The 14,275-nt window shown below is 75.5% G+C and carries 11 protein-coding genes; 7 read left to right on the forward strand and 4 right to left on the reverse strand.

Features of this window, described 5'->3' with window-relative positions; translation table 11 throughout:
- Nucleotides 1–61: 61 nt before the first annotated feature.
- Both AMK13_RS35795 and AMK13_RS35800 read left to right on the forward strand, forming a co-directional pair.
- Nucleotides 62–409, forward strand: a complete 348-nt coding sequence (locus AMK13_RS35795) for a GntR family transcriptional regulator (RefSeq protein WP_074005740.1) — start codon at nucleotides 62–64, stop codon at nucleotides 407–409.
- Complete coding sequence (locus AMK13_RS35800) at nucleotides 406–1,431, forward strand: DUF1648 domain-containing protein (protein ID WP_241853177.1); 1,026 nt, start codon at nucleotides 406–408, stop codon at nucleotides 1,429–1,431. The genes AMK13_RS35795 and AMK13_RS35800 overlap by 4 nt, the downstream gene beginning before the upstream one ends.
- Before the next feature lie 95 nt (nucleotides 1,432–1,526).
- Here the strand turns inward: AMK13_RS35800 and AMK13_RS35805 are convergent, their stop codons facing one another.
- A complete protein-coding gene (locus AMK13_RS35805; RefSeq protein ID WP_074005741.1) occupies nucleotides 1,527–4,325 on the reverse strand; it encodes a hypothetical protein in 2,799 nt (932 codons plus the stop codon).
- Between the two features lie 445 nt (nucleotides 4,326–4,770).
- Between AMK13_RS35805 and AMK13_RS35810 the strand changes: the two genes are divergently transcribed.
- Nucleotides 4,771–5,520: a hypothetical protein gene (locus AMK13_RS35810; protein WP_074005742.1), complete on the forward strand. Its 750-nt coding sequence runs from the start codon at nucleotides 4,771–4,773 to the stop codon at nucleotides 5,518–5,520.
- 99 nt (nucleotides 5,521–5,619) lie between these two features.
- Entirely contained in the window at nucleotides 5,620–6,459 is an 840-nt protein-coding gene (locus AMK13_RS35815; RefSeq protein ID WP_074005743.1) for an SAM-dependent methyltransferase, read from the forward strand.
- 22 nt (nucleotides 6,460–6,481) lie between these two features.
- Here AMK13_RS35815 and AMK13_RS35820 read toward each other — a convergent pair whose 3' ends face one another.
- The gene (locus AMK13_RS35820) at nucleotides 6,482–7,141 is read right to left on the reverse strand and encodes a response regulator (RefSeq protein WP_079272832.1); all 660 of its coding nucleotides are present in this window, start codon (nucleotides 7,139–7,141) and stop codon (nucleotides 6,482–6,484) included.
- A 50-nt stretch (nucleotides 7,142–7,191) separates the two neighbouring features.
- On the reverse strand, nucleotides 7,192–8,451 hold the full coding sequence (locus AMK13_RS35825; protein WP_074005745.1) for a sensor histidine kinase: 1,260 nt from the start codon (nucleotides 8,449–8,451) through the stop codon (nucleotides 7,192–7,194).
- A 126-nt stretch (nucleotides 8,452–8,577) separates the two neighbouring features.
- Between AMK13_RS35825 and AMK13_RS35830 the strand changes: the two genes are divergently transcribed.
- Nucleotides 8,578–9,501 carry an ATP-binding cassette domain-containing protein gene (locus AMK13_RS35830; protein ID WP_074005746.1) on the forward strand — a complete coding sequence of 308 codons (924 nt, stop codon included), beginning with the start codon at nucleotides 8,578–8,580 and terminating at the stop codon, nucleotides 9,499–9,501.
- Nucleotides 9,498–10,370, forward strand: coding sequence for an ABC transporter permease subunit (locus AMK13_RS35835; RefSeq protein WP_107418954.1), 873 nt, complete (start codon nucleotides 9,498–9,500; stop codon nucleotides 10,368–10,370). The genes AMK13_RS35830 and AMK13_RS35835 overlap by 4 nt, the downstream gene beginning before the upstream one ends.
- 93 nt (nucleotides 10,371–10,463) lie before the next feature.
- Here the strand turns inward: AMK13_RS35835 and AMK13_RS35840 are convergent, their stop codons facing one another.
- Entirely contained in the window at nucleotides 10,464–11,939 is a 1,476-nt protein-coding gene (locus AMK13_RS35840; protein WP_053112161.1) for an MFS transporter, read from the reverse strand.
- Between the two features lie 264 nt (nucleotides 11,940–12,203).
- Between AMK13_RS35840 and AMK13_RS35845 the strand changes: the two genes are divergently transcribed.
- Nucleotides 12,204–14,270: an MDR family MFS transporter gene (locus AMK13_RS35845; protein WP_074005747.1), complete on the forward strand. Its 2,067-nt coding sequence runs from the start codon at nucleotides 12,204–12,206 to the stop codon at nucleotides 14,268–14,270.
- The last annotated feature ends 5 nt before the right edge of the window (nucleotides 14,271–14,275 follow it).

The raw sequence follows: 14,275 nt of genomic DNA on the forward strand, positions 1-14,275 counted from the left end.
GCCCGTTCCGCCGTCCCGGGCCATGGCACCAGACGCGAATGGTGCTATCGTCACTAGCACCATGTTGCTGAAGCTGGACATCGGGGACACCCGACCACTGCACGAACAGGTCGCCGGCGCGATCAGACGAGCCGTCGCCGAGGGCGAGTGCGCCCCCGGGGACAAGCTGCCCCCGGCCCGGGAGCTCTCCCGGGCCCTGGGGGTGAACACCAACACCGTCCTGCGCGGGCTGCGCACGCTGCGCGACGAGGGGGTGCTGGAGTTCCGCCGGGGCCGCGGCATCACGATCGCGACCGGCGCCGACACCCGCTCCGAACTTGTGGACCGGGTACGGCAGTTGGTCGAGGACGCGGCCCGGGCCGGCTACAGCAGGAACGATCTCGTGGACATGATCAGGGGGATGTCGTGACGGACTCGGGGAACACCAAGGAACCGACCACGGAACCGGCCGCCGCGCGGCCACCGGCGGCCGGTGGCGCCGTCTGGGCCGCGGCGGCCTGGTCGGTCGGGGTGCTGGCGCTGCTGGTCGCCCTGCCGCTGGTGGCGCGCCACCGGCTGCCGGACCCACTGGCCACCCACTGGGGCGGGCGGGAACCGGACGGCTCGATGTCGCTGACGGCGGCCACGGTCTTCCCGGCCGCGTTCTGGGCGGTCCTGGTGCTGATCTCGGTGGTCCTGCGGCGGTACTGGGCCGGCCGGACGCCCGGGGCCGCGTCGGCGATGCTGGCGGCCGGCGGGGTGCTGCTGACGGGGGCGCAGGCCTCCATCGTGCACGCCAACCTGGACCGCGCCCGCTGGCAGGACGCCGCCCCGATGGGCATCGAGGTGGTCCTGATCCTGCTGGCCACCGGCCTCGCCGGGCTGCTGGCGGTGCTGGCGGGCCGGCGCTACGGCGGCCGTCCGGAGCGGCACCCGGCGGCCGGGGCACCGGCGCTGGAGGTACCGCCGGGCGAGCAGGTCGTCTGGCTCTCCCAGGCCGCCAACCCGTGGCTGCAGCTGTCCGCCGCGGTGCTCGGGCTGCTCTCGGTGGCGGGGGTGCTGCTCACCGCGAGCGGGGTCGTCGACCTGGACTGGGTGCTGGTGCTGCCGCTCGCCGTCGGCGCCCTCGCGCTCCTCGGCTGCTCCTCGGTACGGACCCGGGTGACCGCCCGCGGCCTCACCGTCGGCTTCGGCCCGTTCGGGTGGCCCGCCCGCCGCTGGTCCCCCGCCGAGCTCGACTCCGCCCGCGCCGAGCGGCGCACCGCCGCGCAGTCGGGCGGCTGGGGCTACCGGATCAACGGGCTCGGCACCACCGTGATGGTGCGCCCGGGCGTCTGCCTGGTGGTCCGCACCCGTCGGGGCACGGACTTCGCGGTCAGCGTCGACGACGCCGAGCGCGGGGCCGCACTGCTCAACGCGCTGATCGCCCGCACCCGGCAGCCCACCGGCTGAATCGTTTCGGCAGCGGGGTACCCGGCGGTCCGGTCACCACGACCGGGCCGCCTCGCCGTTCCCGCGCCCCCTCGCCGCACTCACCCCCGCTCCCCTCAGGACTCCCCCGCGCGCAGTTCGGTGGCGATCTGCCGCCGTCCGGCGACCAGCGTCTCCAGCACCACCCCGAGGCAGGCCACCAGCGTCAGGCCCGCGGTGGGCAGCAGCACCGGCAGCGGCGCGGGATCGAGGGAGCCGCCCGTCCCGGCCCCGACCAGGGTCGAGAGGTCGAAGGCCGGCCCCAGCAGGACGGCCGCCAGCACCGCGACCCCGGCGCCGCCGGCGGAGGCCGCCAGGGTCCGCGGCAGCGCCTCGGCGATGATCAGCGCCAGCCCCTGCCGTGGCCGCAGGCCCATGGTGCGCAGCCGGGCGAGCACCGCCGTACGGTCGGGCGCGGCCCGCAGCAGCGTCAACAGGACAGCGAGGACGGCGAATCCGGCGCTGGCCGGGGCCGCGTACCAGAACAGCCGCCCTGCGGCCTGCTGCAACGGGTCGTCGGCGAGCTGTGCGGCGTACTCGCGGCTGCTGCCGACCCGGTAGGCGGGCGGCAGTCCGTGGCTGCCCCGGCCGGCCGCCGCGGCCTCGTCCGCGATCAGCTTGTCGAGACCGGTCGGCTCGACCAGGCCCCGCTCCAGGAGGAGCGACCTGATCCGCCCGGGGTCGAGGCCGTCGCCGACGGCCAGCCACCCGGTCCACCGGCCGAGTTCCGGCAGGCGTTCCACGGCGGGGCCGCTGGGCACCACGACGAACGGCTGCTCCGGCTCCGGCAGTGCCGGGGTCGCGGTGACGATCCCGGCGACGGTGGTGCGCAGTTCGCTCGCGGTGGACAGGTGCAGCGTCGGCGCGCCGGCGGCCAGGCGCGCGGCCAGGTCGCGGCTGAACAGCGCGGGCACCGGGGTGTCCGGGCCGCCGGGGGTGCCGGCGAGCTTCGCCGGGTCGAACGCGCCGGCCCCGAGGGTGCGGGCGATCGCGGCGTACGCGGTCGGCTCGGCGACCACCAGGGTCACCTTGGTGTAGTCGTTGGGGCCTGCGCCGACGAACCGCGCGCGCTGGTCCACCCGGACCGCGGTCGCGCTCCGGGCCTCCGGGAGTCCGCCCACGGCCTTGAGGAACGGGTCCGGCAGGGTCGCGTAGTCCGGGACGGAGACGGCGATGTCGCCGCCGGTCGCGACCCGTCCGGCGTGCAGCCTGCCGAGGTCCACGGAGGCGAGCAGGGTGGCGCCGAAGCCGGTCGCGGTGACGGCGATCAGCAGGGCGAGCAGCGGCAGCGCGGAGGGCCGGCGGCGGCCGGAGCCGTCCCGGGCGGCCCGGGCGAGGCCGAGGAAGCCGATCAGCCCGCGGCTGCGGCCGACGAGCGCGGCCAGCCGGCCGGTCGCCACCGGCTCGATCCGCGCCAGCAGCAGCCCGCCGGCGACGGCGAGCAGCAGCGGGGCGGCCACCAGCAGCGGGTCCACGCCCCGGCCGGAGTGGCCGACGCCGCGCCGGCGGACCTCGGCCACCGCCACGGCGGTGACGGCCAGCAGCGCGAGTTCGCCGACCACCCGGCGCCCGCGGCCGGTCGGCCGGGGGCGGTCCCACAGCAGGGCGGCGCGGGCCGGGAGGGCGAGCAGCGCGAGCAGGGTCGTACCGAGGCCGGCCGCCACCGCGAGGCCCCAGCGCGGGGTGGGCAGCAGCACCAGGGCGAGCACCGCCCCGAGCGCGGCGGCGGGCAGCACGGTCACCGCGCCCTCGCCGAGCAGCCGCAGCAGCACCCCGCCGCGCGAGCCGCCGCGGGCCCGGAGCAGCCCGAGTTCGGCGGCGCGGCGGTCGGTGCCGAGCGCGGCGGCCAGGCAGAGCACCACCACGGCGACGCCCGCGACGCCGGCCGGCCCGATCGCGCTCAGCGCCATCGCGGCCCGGTAGCGCTCGGCCGCCCGGTCGAGGATGACGGGCAGCGTCGAGACGGACCGCAGGTCGGCGCGCCCGGTCGCGTCGGCCAGGGCCGCGACGCCCGGCCCGGACACGAGGGGCAGGACGTCGGCGCGGGTCCGCTCCAGCCGGTCGGCGCGCAGCGGGGCCGGGTCCACGGCCACCCGCCAGAAGTTCTGGACGGACGTGCCCCAGCCGGTCAGCCCGGCCAGGCTGTCGCCGTCGACGAAGCCGGTGGCCCCCAGCCAGTTGCCGTGCTCCAGGTCGATGTTCAGGCAGGGGCGGTCCGGGCAGCCGAGGCCGGTCCAGAACGGGTCCAGCGGGTCGTCGACCCGGAACAGGCCGGTCACCACGGCGGTCCGCCGGCTGTCGGGGCCGGTGCTGCCGCTGTCGACGACGTCACCGACCTTGATGCCGACCAGTTCGGCGGCCGTCCGGCTGACCATCACCGGCAGCGGGGCTCCGGCGGTGGCGGGGCCCGGGCGGCTGCCCTCGGTCAGGGTGACCCGGTCGGCGAGGCCGGCCAGGTGAGCCAGGGAGAGCCTGGGCGGGGCGCTGTCGCTCACCCGGCGGTAGCCCGGGTTGAACATCGGGACGGAATCGGTCACGGAGCCGTGCGCCAGGCCCGCCGGGGACAGCGCGAGCTTCCCGCCGACCCGTTCGACGAGCTGCCGGTCGACGGCGTCGAGGTCGGCGGCGGTGTCGCTCGGCCGGGCCTTGGAGGAGAAGTGCAGGCTGGTCGCGTGGATGCCCTGCCGGTGCACGTAGTCCCGCAGCGCCGCGTCCGCGCCCCGGTCGGTGACGCGGGGGACGGCCACGGACAGCAGGACGGTGACGAACGCGAGGGCCGCCGTCAGCAGGGCGGTGCCCGGGTCGGCGCGCAGCCGGGTGCGGACCCAGTGCGCCGGGCGGTGGGCGGCCCCGGGGGTGCCGGCCTTGGCGGTCACGTCTCCTCCACGAGGCGCAGCAGGACGGCGGCCGCCGGAGGGGCCGCGGGTGGACGCGTCGTGCGCGCACCGCGCACGGATCACCGGCGACCGGTCGCCGGACGATGCTGTCAGATCCGATCACCGATCGGAAGGGAATGGTACAGATCGATCCAGGCTCGTCCAGGCACGGTTGGGGCTGGTGGGGGCCGCTGTCCCGCTCTCCGCGCGGGAGTTGAACCGTCGGGCCCTCCGGGTCCGTAGTGGATGACCGTCCGGGGCGCCCCGGACGGTCATCGGGGGTCTAAACCGCTCAAATCGGTGGTGCTTCGAACGCCAATGCGGGTACACCAGTTGACGGTCGCTCAGGTGTGTGGCGGCGCCCGTCCGACGCCGCCCCACCCCGTCCCGCGCGGCCGGAGGACGAGCGGGCCCACGCGCCCGTGCGAAAGGCAAGGAGGCGTCCGTGGCTCACGACGTGCGCACGCAGAACACCCCCGCTGTCCGGCGGAGCACCCAGGACGTTCGGACCATCGCGATCCTGCGCCTCGGCGTCGGCCTGATCGGCATCCTGCTGCCGGTGGCCCTGCCGTTCGGCAACTGGCTGGCCGCCGAGCTGACGGGGCGCAGCACCGACGGCTTCTGGCCGAACTCGATGAGCGGCGCGTACTACACCGACACCCGGAACGTCTTCGTCGGCGCGCTGTGCGCCCTCGGGGTGTTCCTGATCTGCTACCGCTTCGACCGCCGGGACGACCGCTGGAGCACGGCGGCCGGGTTCTTCGCGCTCGGGGTCGCGCTCTGCCCGACGTACACCGGGGGCGGGTCCGGCCTCGACCGCACCGTCGGGGTGTTCCACCTGGTCTTCGCCGGCCTGCTGTTCGTCATGCTGGCGGTCTTCTGCCTCTACTCCTTCCGCAACCCCCGCTCCGCCCAGCCGGCCCGGGTGGGCACGGCGTACCTGGTGGCCGGGGTGGTGATCCTGGCCGCCCTGGCGCTCTCGCTGCTGGCCGGGGTGACGGGCGTCGGCTCCGACTGGCCGGTGCGGCCGCTGTACCTGGGCGAGTGGCTGGCCACCTGGGCCTTCGGCCTCGCCTGGACGGGCGCCGCCCTCGAACTCGCGGCGCACGGGCGGCGCGACGCCGACAGCGCCGTGGTCCCCCGCCAGCCGGGCGCCGACGCGCTCGACCCGAAGCACCCGGAGGCGCACGCCTGAGACCCTGTCATTCCCGTGCGGCGGGCGACCGTTACCATGCGCACCATGAACCGCCACCAGGGCGGTTGGTGACGGATGCCCAGCGGCGGGAGAACGAACATGGCGAACGAGGTCCGGGCAGAGCACGGTCCGCGCGAGGACTACCCGTCGGTGGACCTGCGGATGGACGTTCCGCACTCCGCCCGGGTCTACGACTACCTCATCGGCGGAAAGACCAACTTCGAGGCGGACCGGGTCGCGGCGCACGCCTCGGTGCGGGCCTGGCCGGCGCTGCCGACCTCGATGCGCACCACCCGCGAGTTCATGCAGCGCTCGGTGCGCAGACTCGCCGAGCAGTACGGCGTACGGCAGTTCCTCGACATCGGCACCGGCATCCCGACCTCGCCGAACGTGCACGAGGTCGCCCAGGCGGTCGACCCCGAGGCCCGGGTCGCCTACGTGGACAACGACCCGATCGTGCTGACCCACGCGCGGGCCCTGATGGACAGCACGCCCGAGGGCCGCACCTGTTACGTGGAGGCCGACTTCCGCGACCCGGAGTCGATCATCGGCAACCCCCGGCTGCGCGAGGTGCTCGACTTCTCGCAGCCGGTGGCGCTGTCGCTGATCGCGATCGTCCACTTCGTGCTGGACGAGGACGATCCGCAGGGCATCGTGCGCCGCTTCATGGACGCCCTGGCCCCCGGCAGCTTCCTCGCCCTGACGGTCTTCACCGGGGACACCGACCCGGTGGGCGTGGGCGGCGTCGGCCGTGAGTACAACGCGCGCGGCATCCCGCTCCAGATCCGCGACAAGGCCGAGACGGAGGCCTTCTTCGACGGCTACGAGCTGCTCGACCCGGGCGTCACGCTGGTGCACCACTGGCGGCCGGACGCCGGTGCCGCGCCCGTCCGCGACCAGGACATCGCGATGTACGCGGGCGTGGCGATCAAGCGCTGAATCGTTTCTGCGGCGGGCCCGGTCAGCCGGACACCGAGACCAGGCCCGCCTCGTAGGCCAGGATGACCAGCTGCACCCGGTCCCGGGCGTCGAGCTTGGCCAGCAGCCGGGTCATGTAGGTCTTGACGGTCGCGATGCTGAGCACCAGTTCGGCGGCGATCTCGGTGTTGGACAGGCCCCGGCCGACCAGGGTCAGGATCTCGCGCTCGCGCCCGGTGATCGCCGCCAGCCGCCGCTCGGCTGCGACGGCGGCGGCAGCAGCGGTGACACCCCGGGCACCCGGCCCGGGCCCGCCGGTCCCCGACCGCGACGGGCGGCCCCCGACGAACGCCCCGATCAGCCGCCGGGTGACGCTCGGCGCGATCAGCGCGTCCCCGGCGGCGACCACCCGCACCGCGCCGAGGATGTCGTCCAGCGCCATGTCCTTCACCAGGAAGCCGGACGCCCCGGCGTGCAGCGCCGCGTACACGTGCTCGTCCTCGTCGAAGGTGGTGAGCACCACCACCCTGGTCGGCCCGCCGTCGGCGGTCACCAACCTGGTCGCCTCGATGCCGTCCATGCCGGGCATCCGGATGTCCATCACCACGACGTCCGGCCGCAGTTCGGCGGCCAGCCGGACGGCCTCCGCCCCGGTGCCGGCCTCGCCGACCACCTCGACGTCCGCCGTCTCCGCGATCACCATCTCCAGCGCGGCGCGCACCAGCGGCTGATCGTCGACCAGCAGGACCCGGATCACGCGCCCGCCTCCCCGGCCGACGAGCCCGACGAGCCCGACGAACCCGACGAACCCGGTACCGACGCCGATACCGCCACCGGCACCGGCAGCCGGGCGGCCACCCGGAAGCCGCCCCCGGGCAGCGGCCCGGCCTCGAACTCGCCGCGCAGCAGGGCGACCCGCTCCCGCAGCCCGGCCAGCCCGAACCCGCCGCCGGCCCCCCGGACCGGACCCAGGCCCCGCCCCCGGTCGGTGACCTCGACGGACAGCTCCCCCGCCGTCCGGTGGTCCACCGCCACCACACAGGCGTCGGTGTCCGCGTGCCGCACCACATTGGTGACCGACTCCTGGACGATCCGGAAGGCCGCGAGGTCCACCTCCGGCGGCAGCGGCCCCGGTTCGCCGCGCCGCCGCACCTCCACCCGCACCCCCGCCGCGGTGGTCGCCCCGGCCAGCCGGTCGAGGTCGGCCAGGCCCTGCGGCACCGGGGCCGAGGCCTCGCCGTCAGCCTCCCGCAGCGCGACCAGCATTCTGCGCAGCGCCGCCAGGGTGTCCCGCCCGGCCGCCTCGATCTCGCCCAGCGCCTGCTTGGCCCGCTCCGGCCGACGGTCGATCACCCGGCGGGCGGCGCCCGCCTGGAGGGCGACGATGCCGAGGCTGTGCGCGACGGTGTCGTGCATCTCGCGGGCGATCCGCAGCCGTTCGGCGGTGACCGCCTCCTCGGCCGCCCGGGCGCCGAGCGCCGCCGCGTGCTCCCGGTTCTGCCGTCCCGAGCGGCCGACCAGCCAGGCGACCAGCGCGAGCAGCGCGGCGCCGTCGGCCGAGCCGATGTGGGTGCCGGTGAAGATGCCCACCGTGTTGCCGTGCACCATGCCGATGTGCGCCACCAGGAGGGCCATCACCAGCGTGAAGGCGGCCCGCGAGGTGCGGCGCGGCCGGGTCGCGGTGATCAGGCAGAGCGCGACGTCCACGGCGAGCAGCGCGCCGGGCGGCACCTGGGCGCCGCCGGCCCACCCGTCGGTCTCGGTGAACGCGGCGATCAGCAGCAGGACGACGGAGAGCACCGGCAGCCGTCGCACCAGCGCCGCGCCCGCGAAGGCCACCACCGTGTCGGCCAGGGTGAACGCCCAGCCGCCGTGCGCGGCGGCGCCGGGGTGCTGCGAGGCGTCGCCGCCGAGCCGGACGGCGGGGTAGCCGGCGGCCACGCACCAGGCGAGGCCGACCCAGACCTCGGGCGGGACGCGCCGGAGCAGCGGCGGGGAGGGCGTCGATGACATGGTCCAAGATCGTAACGACGGTCCGGCGAGGCCGTCATCCAGCCGTGGTTGTACGGCCGGGGGTGACCGGCACTGTCGACGCCGGTCCGATGCTGCCGTACGGGCCGGACGGGCACCGTGGAGCCCATGATCGAAGTCACCGAGCTGACGAAGCGCTACGGCCGCGGCCACCGCGTCCGCACCGCCGTCGACCGTCTCTCCTTCACCGTCCGGCCCGGCCGGGTCACCGGCTTCCTCGGCCCCAACGGCGCCGGCAAGTCCACCACCCTGCGGCTGGTCCTCGGCCTGAGCACCCCCACCTCCGGCGCCGTCACCGTCGACGGCCGCCCCTTCCGCGGCAGGCCGCGCGGCCTGCGGCACGCCGGCGCGCTGCTGGACGCGGGCGACGCCCACGGCGGGCGGACCGGCCGGGCCCACCTGCGGGCGCTCGCCCGCACCAACGCGATCCCGGCCGCCCGGGTCGAGCAGGTGCTGCACGAGGTCGGGCTCGCCGAGGCAGGCGGGCGCCGGATCGGCGGCTACTCGCTGGGCATGAAGCAGCGGCTCGGCATCGCGGGCGCGCTGCTCGGCGACCCGCCGGTGCTGCTCTTCGACGAGCCGCTCAACGGACTGGACCCGGAGGGCGTGCTCTGGGTGCGCGGACTGTTCCGCCGGCTCGCCGCCGAGGGGCGCACCGTCTTCGTCTCCAGCCACATGATGGCCGAAATGGAGCACACCGCCGACCACCTGGTGGTGGTCGGACGCGGCCGACTGATCGCGGACGAGAGCCTGTCCGCGTTCGCCGCCCGGGCCGGCCGGGGCACCGTCACCGTCCGGGCCGCCGAACCCGACCGGCTGGCGGCCGTGTTGACGGCGGCCGGCGCCGCCGTGCGGCCCGGCCCGGACGGCGCCCTCGCGGTGACCGGCGTGGGTGCCACCCGGATCGGCGAACTCGCCCTGGAGCACCGCCTGTTGCTGCACGCCCTGACCCCCAGGGGCGCCTCCCTGGAGGAGGCGTTCATGGACCTGACCGCCGACAGCGTCGAGTACCCCGCCGGAGAGCCCCGTTGAACACCTCCTCGAACACCCCGCTGGGCACCGTTCCCGCCGACACCCGCACCGGCGCCCGCGCCGCCGAGCCGCGCGCCCGGTTCGGCGACCTGCTGGCCGCCGAGTGGATCAAGTTCTGGTCGCTGCGCTCCGTCCCCTGGGTGCTCGGCCTCAGCGCCCTGGCGATCGTCGCCGCCGGCCTCAAGTCCGCGCTGTACACCCGCGACCACTACACGCCGGGCGAGGACGACCCGGTGATGATGGCGCAGGTGGCGCTGAACAACGCCTTCGGCGCCGCCTCCGCCGACATCCTGATGCTGGTCGCGGGCGGCCTCGGCGCGCTCGTCATCACGGGCGAGTACGCGACCGGGCTGATCCGCACCACCCTGGCGGCCGTGCCCGACCGCCGGGCGGTGCTCGCCGCCAAGGCCTGCGTGCTGGCCGCCGTGCTGTCCGGCTACGGCGTGCTCGCCGTCGGCGCCTCCTTCGGCATCAGCCAGGCGGTCCTGTCCGGAACCGGCATCGGGCAGTCCGTCACGGACCCGGCCGCGCTGCGGTACGTCGCGGCGGCGGTGCTGTTCGGCCCGGTCTGCGCTCTCGCCGGGCTCGGCCTCGGCGCGCTGATCCGGCACAGCGCGGGGGCCGTGGTGGGCACCGTCGTGGTGCTCTTCTTCATCCCCTCGCTGGTCACCGAGCGCTACCGGTGGAGCGCCGACCTGCTGCACGCCCTGCCGCTGTCCGCCTGGCAACGCCTGGCCCGGACCACCCTGACGGGCCTGCGGCCGTCCGAGTACCCGGCCACCGTCACGGGGGCCTGGACCACCTACGCGGTGTGGGCGCTGGCCTCGGTCGCCGTCGCGGCGGCCGCCGTCCACCGCCGGGACCACTGACGGAAGCACTGACAGAAGCACTGGCGGGACCGCTGACGGCCGATCCGCGCGCCGGGCCGCCCGGCCGGCGCGCCACGGCCGCCCGGTGCGCTCCTACGGCCGGCCGCCCCGGCCCGAAGCCAGGTCGGCGACCGCCACCAGCAGCGCCGCCAGCACCAGCCCGGCCGCGACCGTCACGCCCAGCTGGAAGGCCAGCGACCAGTCCGGGCGGGGCCCCGCGGCATGGGCGAAGAACACCGAGCCGACGACGGCGATGCCCACCGCCGAGCCGACCCGCTGCGCGGTCTGCAGCACCCCGCCCGCGCTGCCCGCCCGGGCCACCGGCACCTGCTGGAGGGTCAGCGTCTGGTTCGGGGCGATCACCAGTCCGCTGCCCACCCCGGCGACCAGCAGCGGCAGCGCCGTCGTCCAGCCCACCCGGGGCCCCGACCACAGCTGCACCGCGAGCGCCGAGGCCAGCAGCCCGGCCAGCACCAGCACCAGTCCGGCCACCACCAGCCGCCGCCCCAGCCGGCTCACCAGGCGCCCGCCCACCGCCGCGGACACCCCCGAGCCGACCGCGAACGGCGTGATCGCCAGGCCCGCCGTCAGCGCCGAGTAGTGCAGGCCCGCCTGGAGGTAGAGCGTGAAGATGAAGAAGATCGCGGTGAACCCGGCGAAGTACACCAGCGACAGCAGCACCCCCGCCGCGTACGGCCGCACCGCGAACAGCGCCATGCTCACCAGCGGTTCGCGCCGCCGCCCGTAGTGCAGCTCCCAGCCGACGAAGGCGGCGAGCAGCACCGCCGCCAGCGGCAGCAGCAGCCAGCGGGTCGGGCCGTGCCACTGCTGCGCCTGGACGAACGGCAGCAGCAGCGAGACCGTCCCGGCGCCGAGCAGCAGCACGCCGACCGGGTCGAAGTCCCGGTGCCCGGCCCGGTCGCCGGCGGGCGGGGGCGCGGGGAGCAGCCGGTAGGCGACGGGCAGCGCGGCCACGCCGATCGGCAGGTTGACCAGGAACACCCAGCGCCAGCCGTCCTGCGGGCCGACCACGTGGATCAGCAGCCCGCCGAGCAGCGGCCCGACGGCGGTGGACAGCCCGATGGTCGCGCCCAGCGCGCCGAAGGCCCGGCCGCGCTCGGGGCCCTGGAACAGCACCTGGATGAAGCCGGACACCTGCGGCACCAGCACCCCGCCGGCCGCGCCCTGGAACAGCCGGGCCAGCACCAGCCACTCCTGGCTCTGCGCCGCCCCGGCGAGCGCGCTGGCCACGGTGAACAGGGCGAGCCCGGCGAGGAAGACGGCCCGCCGGCTGCGCGCGTCGCCGAGCCGCCCGGAGGGCACCAGCACCAGGCCGAAGGCCAGCGCGTAGCCGCTGAGCACCCACTGCAGGCCGCTGTCGGACATGTGCAGCCCGGCCCGTACGGTCGGCAGCGCGACGTTGACGATGCTGACGTCCAGCAGGGTCATGAAGCCGGCGACCAGGCAGACCGCGAGCGCCCGCCAGCGACGGGCGGCGGCCCGGCCGCCCACGGCGGTGGCGCCGGGCTGCGCCGGGTGCGCGGTGCTGCGCGGGGGGTCGGCGTTCATGGGAGCCCCTTCCCGGGGGCCGGGGCGTCGTGGCACCCGGACGAACGTCGGTCGGCTTCGACCGGCTTCGAATCAGATTCGTTCGAATTCGCTCGGCTTCGTCCGGCTCATCGTCGCCCGGGCCGTCCGGGGCCGCCACCGGGACCGCCACCGGGTCACCGACCGGGCCTCGGCAGGGAAGGCCGCCCGGGCCCCCGTCACCCGGCCTCACCCGGACGGCCGAACCGGATCGCGGCCGCCGCCCGCACCCCGGAGGCTGACGGCATGACCGTCGCCACCGAGACCCCGCCCTCCGCCCCTCCGGTGCTGGACGTCCGGCAGCGGAACGTCGTCTTCGCCACCATCGTGCTCGGCATGCTGCTGGCCGCCCTCGACCAGACCATCGTCGGCACCGCCCTGCCCACCATCGTCTCGGACCTCGGCGGGGCCGCGCACATGTCCTGGGTGGTGACGTCCTATCTGCTGGCCGAGACGGTGGCCACCGTCCTGGCCGGCAAGTTCGGCGACCTGTACGGGCGCAAGCTGCTGTTCCAGATCTCGGCGATCGTCTTCGTCGGCGGCTCGTTCCTGTGCGGGCTGTCCACCAACATGACCCTGCTGATCGCCTGGCGGGCCGTCCAGGGCCTCGGCGCGGGCGGCCTGATGGTCACCGCCATGGCGCTGATCGCGGACGTCATCCCGCTGCGCGAGCGCGGCAAGTACCAGGGCGCGATCGGCGCGGTGTTCGGCGTGGCCACGGTGATCGGGCCGCTGCTGGGCGGGCTGTTCACCGACCACCTGTCCTGGCGCTGGGCGTTCTACGTCAACGTGCCGATCGCGGTCGTGGTGGTCGCCGCGGCCGCCCGGACCATCCCCTCGGTCCGCTCGGCGACCCGCCCGGTCGTCGACTACCTGGGCATCGTGCTGGTCGCGGTCGGCGCCGGCGCGCTGATCCTGGCGACCAGTTGGGGCGGCAACGAGTACCCCTGGGGGTCCGGGGTGATCATCGGCCTGTTCGTCGGCGGCGCGCTGGCGCTCGGCCTGTTCTGCTGGGTGGAGACCCGGGCCGTCGAACCCATGCTGCCGATGCGGCTGTTCCGCAACCCGGTGTTCACGGTCTGCTCGGTGCTCAGCTTCATCGTCGGCTTCGCCATGCTCGGCGCGCTGACCTTCCTGCCGACCTTCCTCCAGTACGTGGACGGCGACTCGGCGACCGTCTCCGGCGTCCGGACGCTGCCGATGGTGATCGGTCTGCTGATCGCCTCGGTCGGCAGCGGCAACGCCGTCAGCAAGACCGGGAAGTACCGGCTGTTCCCGATCGTCGGCACCGCGGTGATGGCCGTCGGCCTCTACCTGCTCTCCCGGCTGGAACCCGGCACCGGCACCGCGCTGGCCTCGCTCTACATGTTCGTGCTCGGCGCCGGCATCGGGTTGAGCATGCAGGTCCTCACCATCGCCGTGCAGAACACCGTCGACTACGCCGACCTCGGCACCGCCACCTCCGGGGTGACCTTCTTCCGCACCATCGGCAGTTCCTTCGGCACCGCCGTGTTCGGCACCATCTACGCCAACAGCCTGAAGACCGAACTCGCCCACGGGATCGGCACCGCCGCCCGGCTCACCGGCGCCGACCCGGCCGTGCTCGCCCACGCGGCGGAGAGCCCGCAGGGCCTGCACCGCCTGCCGGCCGACCAGGCCGCGCCGATCGTCCAGGCCTACTCCGACGCCCTGCACACCGTGTACCTGTGGACCATCCCGGTGGCCGTGGTCGGCTTCGTGGTGGCGCTCTTCCTCAAACAGGTGCAGCTGCGCGACACCGCCCGGGCGGGCTCCACCGACATGGGCGAGGGCTTCGCCCAGCCGACCACCGCCGACTCCGACCCGCACCTGGAGTACTCGGTCTGCAAGATCGTCCGCGGGGTCGACCTCGACACCGTCCGCACCATCGTCTCCGGCGCCGACACCCGGGTGGACCTCGCCGGGGCCTGGGCGCTGATGGAGGTGGCCGGCCACAAGAAGGCCGTCGGCCACGCCTCGCTCGACCTCATCGCCGCCCGCAAGCGGGTCCCGCCCGAGGTCCTGGAACCGGTCTTCGACCGGATGGCCGCCGAGGGCTACCTCCGCCGCGACGGCGACCGCCTCTCCCCCACCGAGGCCGGCACCCACGAGGTCCGCACCCTCGCGGGCGCCTGGTCCGACTGGCTCAACGCCCGCCTCGACGCCGACGCCGGCCGCCCCCGCAGCCCCCGGCTCAGGGCCGCCGCCGACACCATCGCCTGGCGCCTCCTGGTCGAGGACCTCGCCAACGGCCTCCCCGCCCACGCCCGCCCCAAGGACGACGCCAAGGTCTGACAGCA

The organism is Streptomyces sp. CB02056 (assembly GCF_001905545.1).
Lineage (GTDB): Bacteria > Actinomycetota > Actinomycetes > Streptomycetales > Streptomycetaceae > Kitasatospora.

What these genes read in the sequence shown, in the direction of transcription:
- AMK13_RS35795 (WP_074005740.1), top strand. Translation starts at nt 62, where the DNA reads ATGTTGCTGAAGCTGGACATCGGGGACACCCGACCACTGCACGAACAG.
- AMK13_RS35815 (WP_074005743.1), top strand. Translation starts at nt 5,620, where the DNA reads ATGGCGAACGAGGTCCGGGCAGAGCACGGTCCGCGCGAGGACTACCCG.
- AMK13_RS35820 (WP_079272832.1), bottom strand. Translation starts at nt 7,141, where the DNA reads ATGGTGATCGCGGAGACGGCGGACGTCGAGGTGGTCGGCGAGGCCGGC.
- AMK13_RS35825 (WP_074005745.1), bottom strand. Translation starts at nt 8,451, where the DNA reads ATGTCATCGACGCCCTCCCCGCCGCTGCTCCGGCGCGTCCCGCCCGAG.
- AMK13_RS35830 (WP_074005746.1), top strand. Translation starts at nt 8,578, where the DNA reads ATGATCGAAGTCACCGAGCTGACGAAGCGCTACGGCCGCGGCCACCGC.
- AMK13_RS35840 (WP_053112161.1), bottom strand. Translation starts at nt 11,939, where the DNA reads ATGAACGCCGACCCCCCGCGCAGCACCGCGCACCCGGCGCAGCCCGGC.
- AMK13_RS35845 (WP_074005747.1), top strand. Translation starts at nt 12,204, where the DNA reads ATGACCGTCGCCACCGAGACCCCGCCCTCCGCCCCTCCGGTGCTGGAC.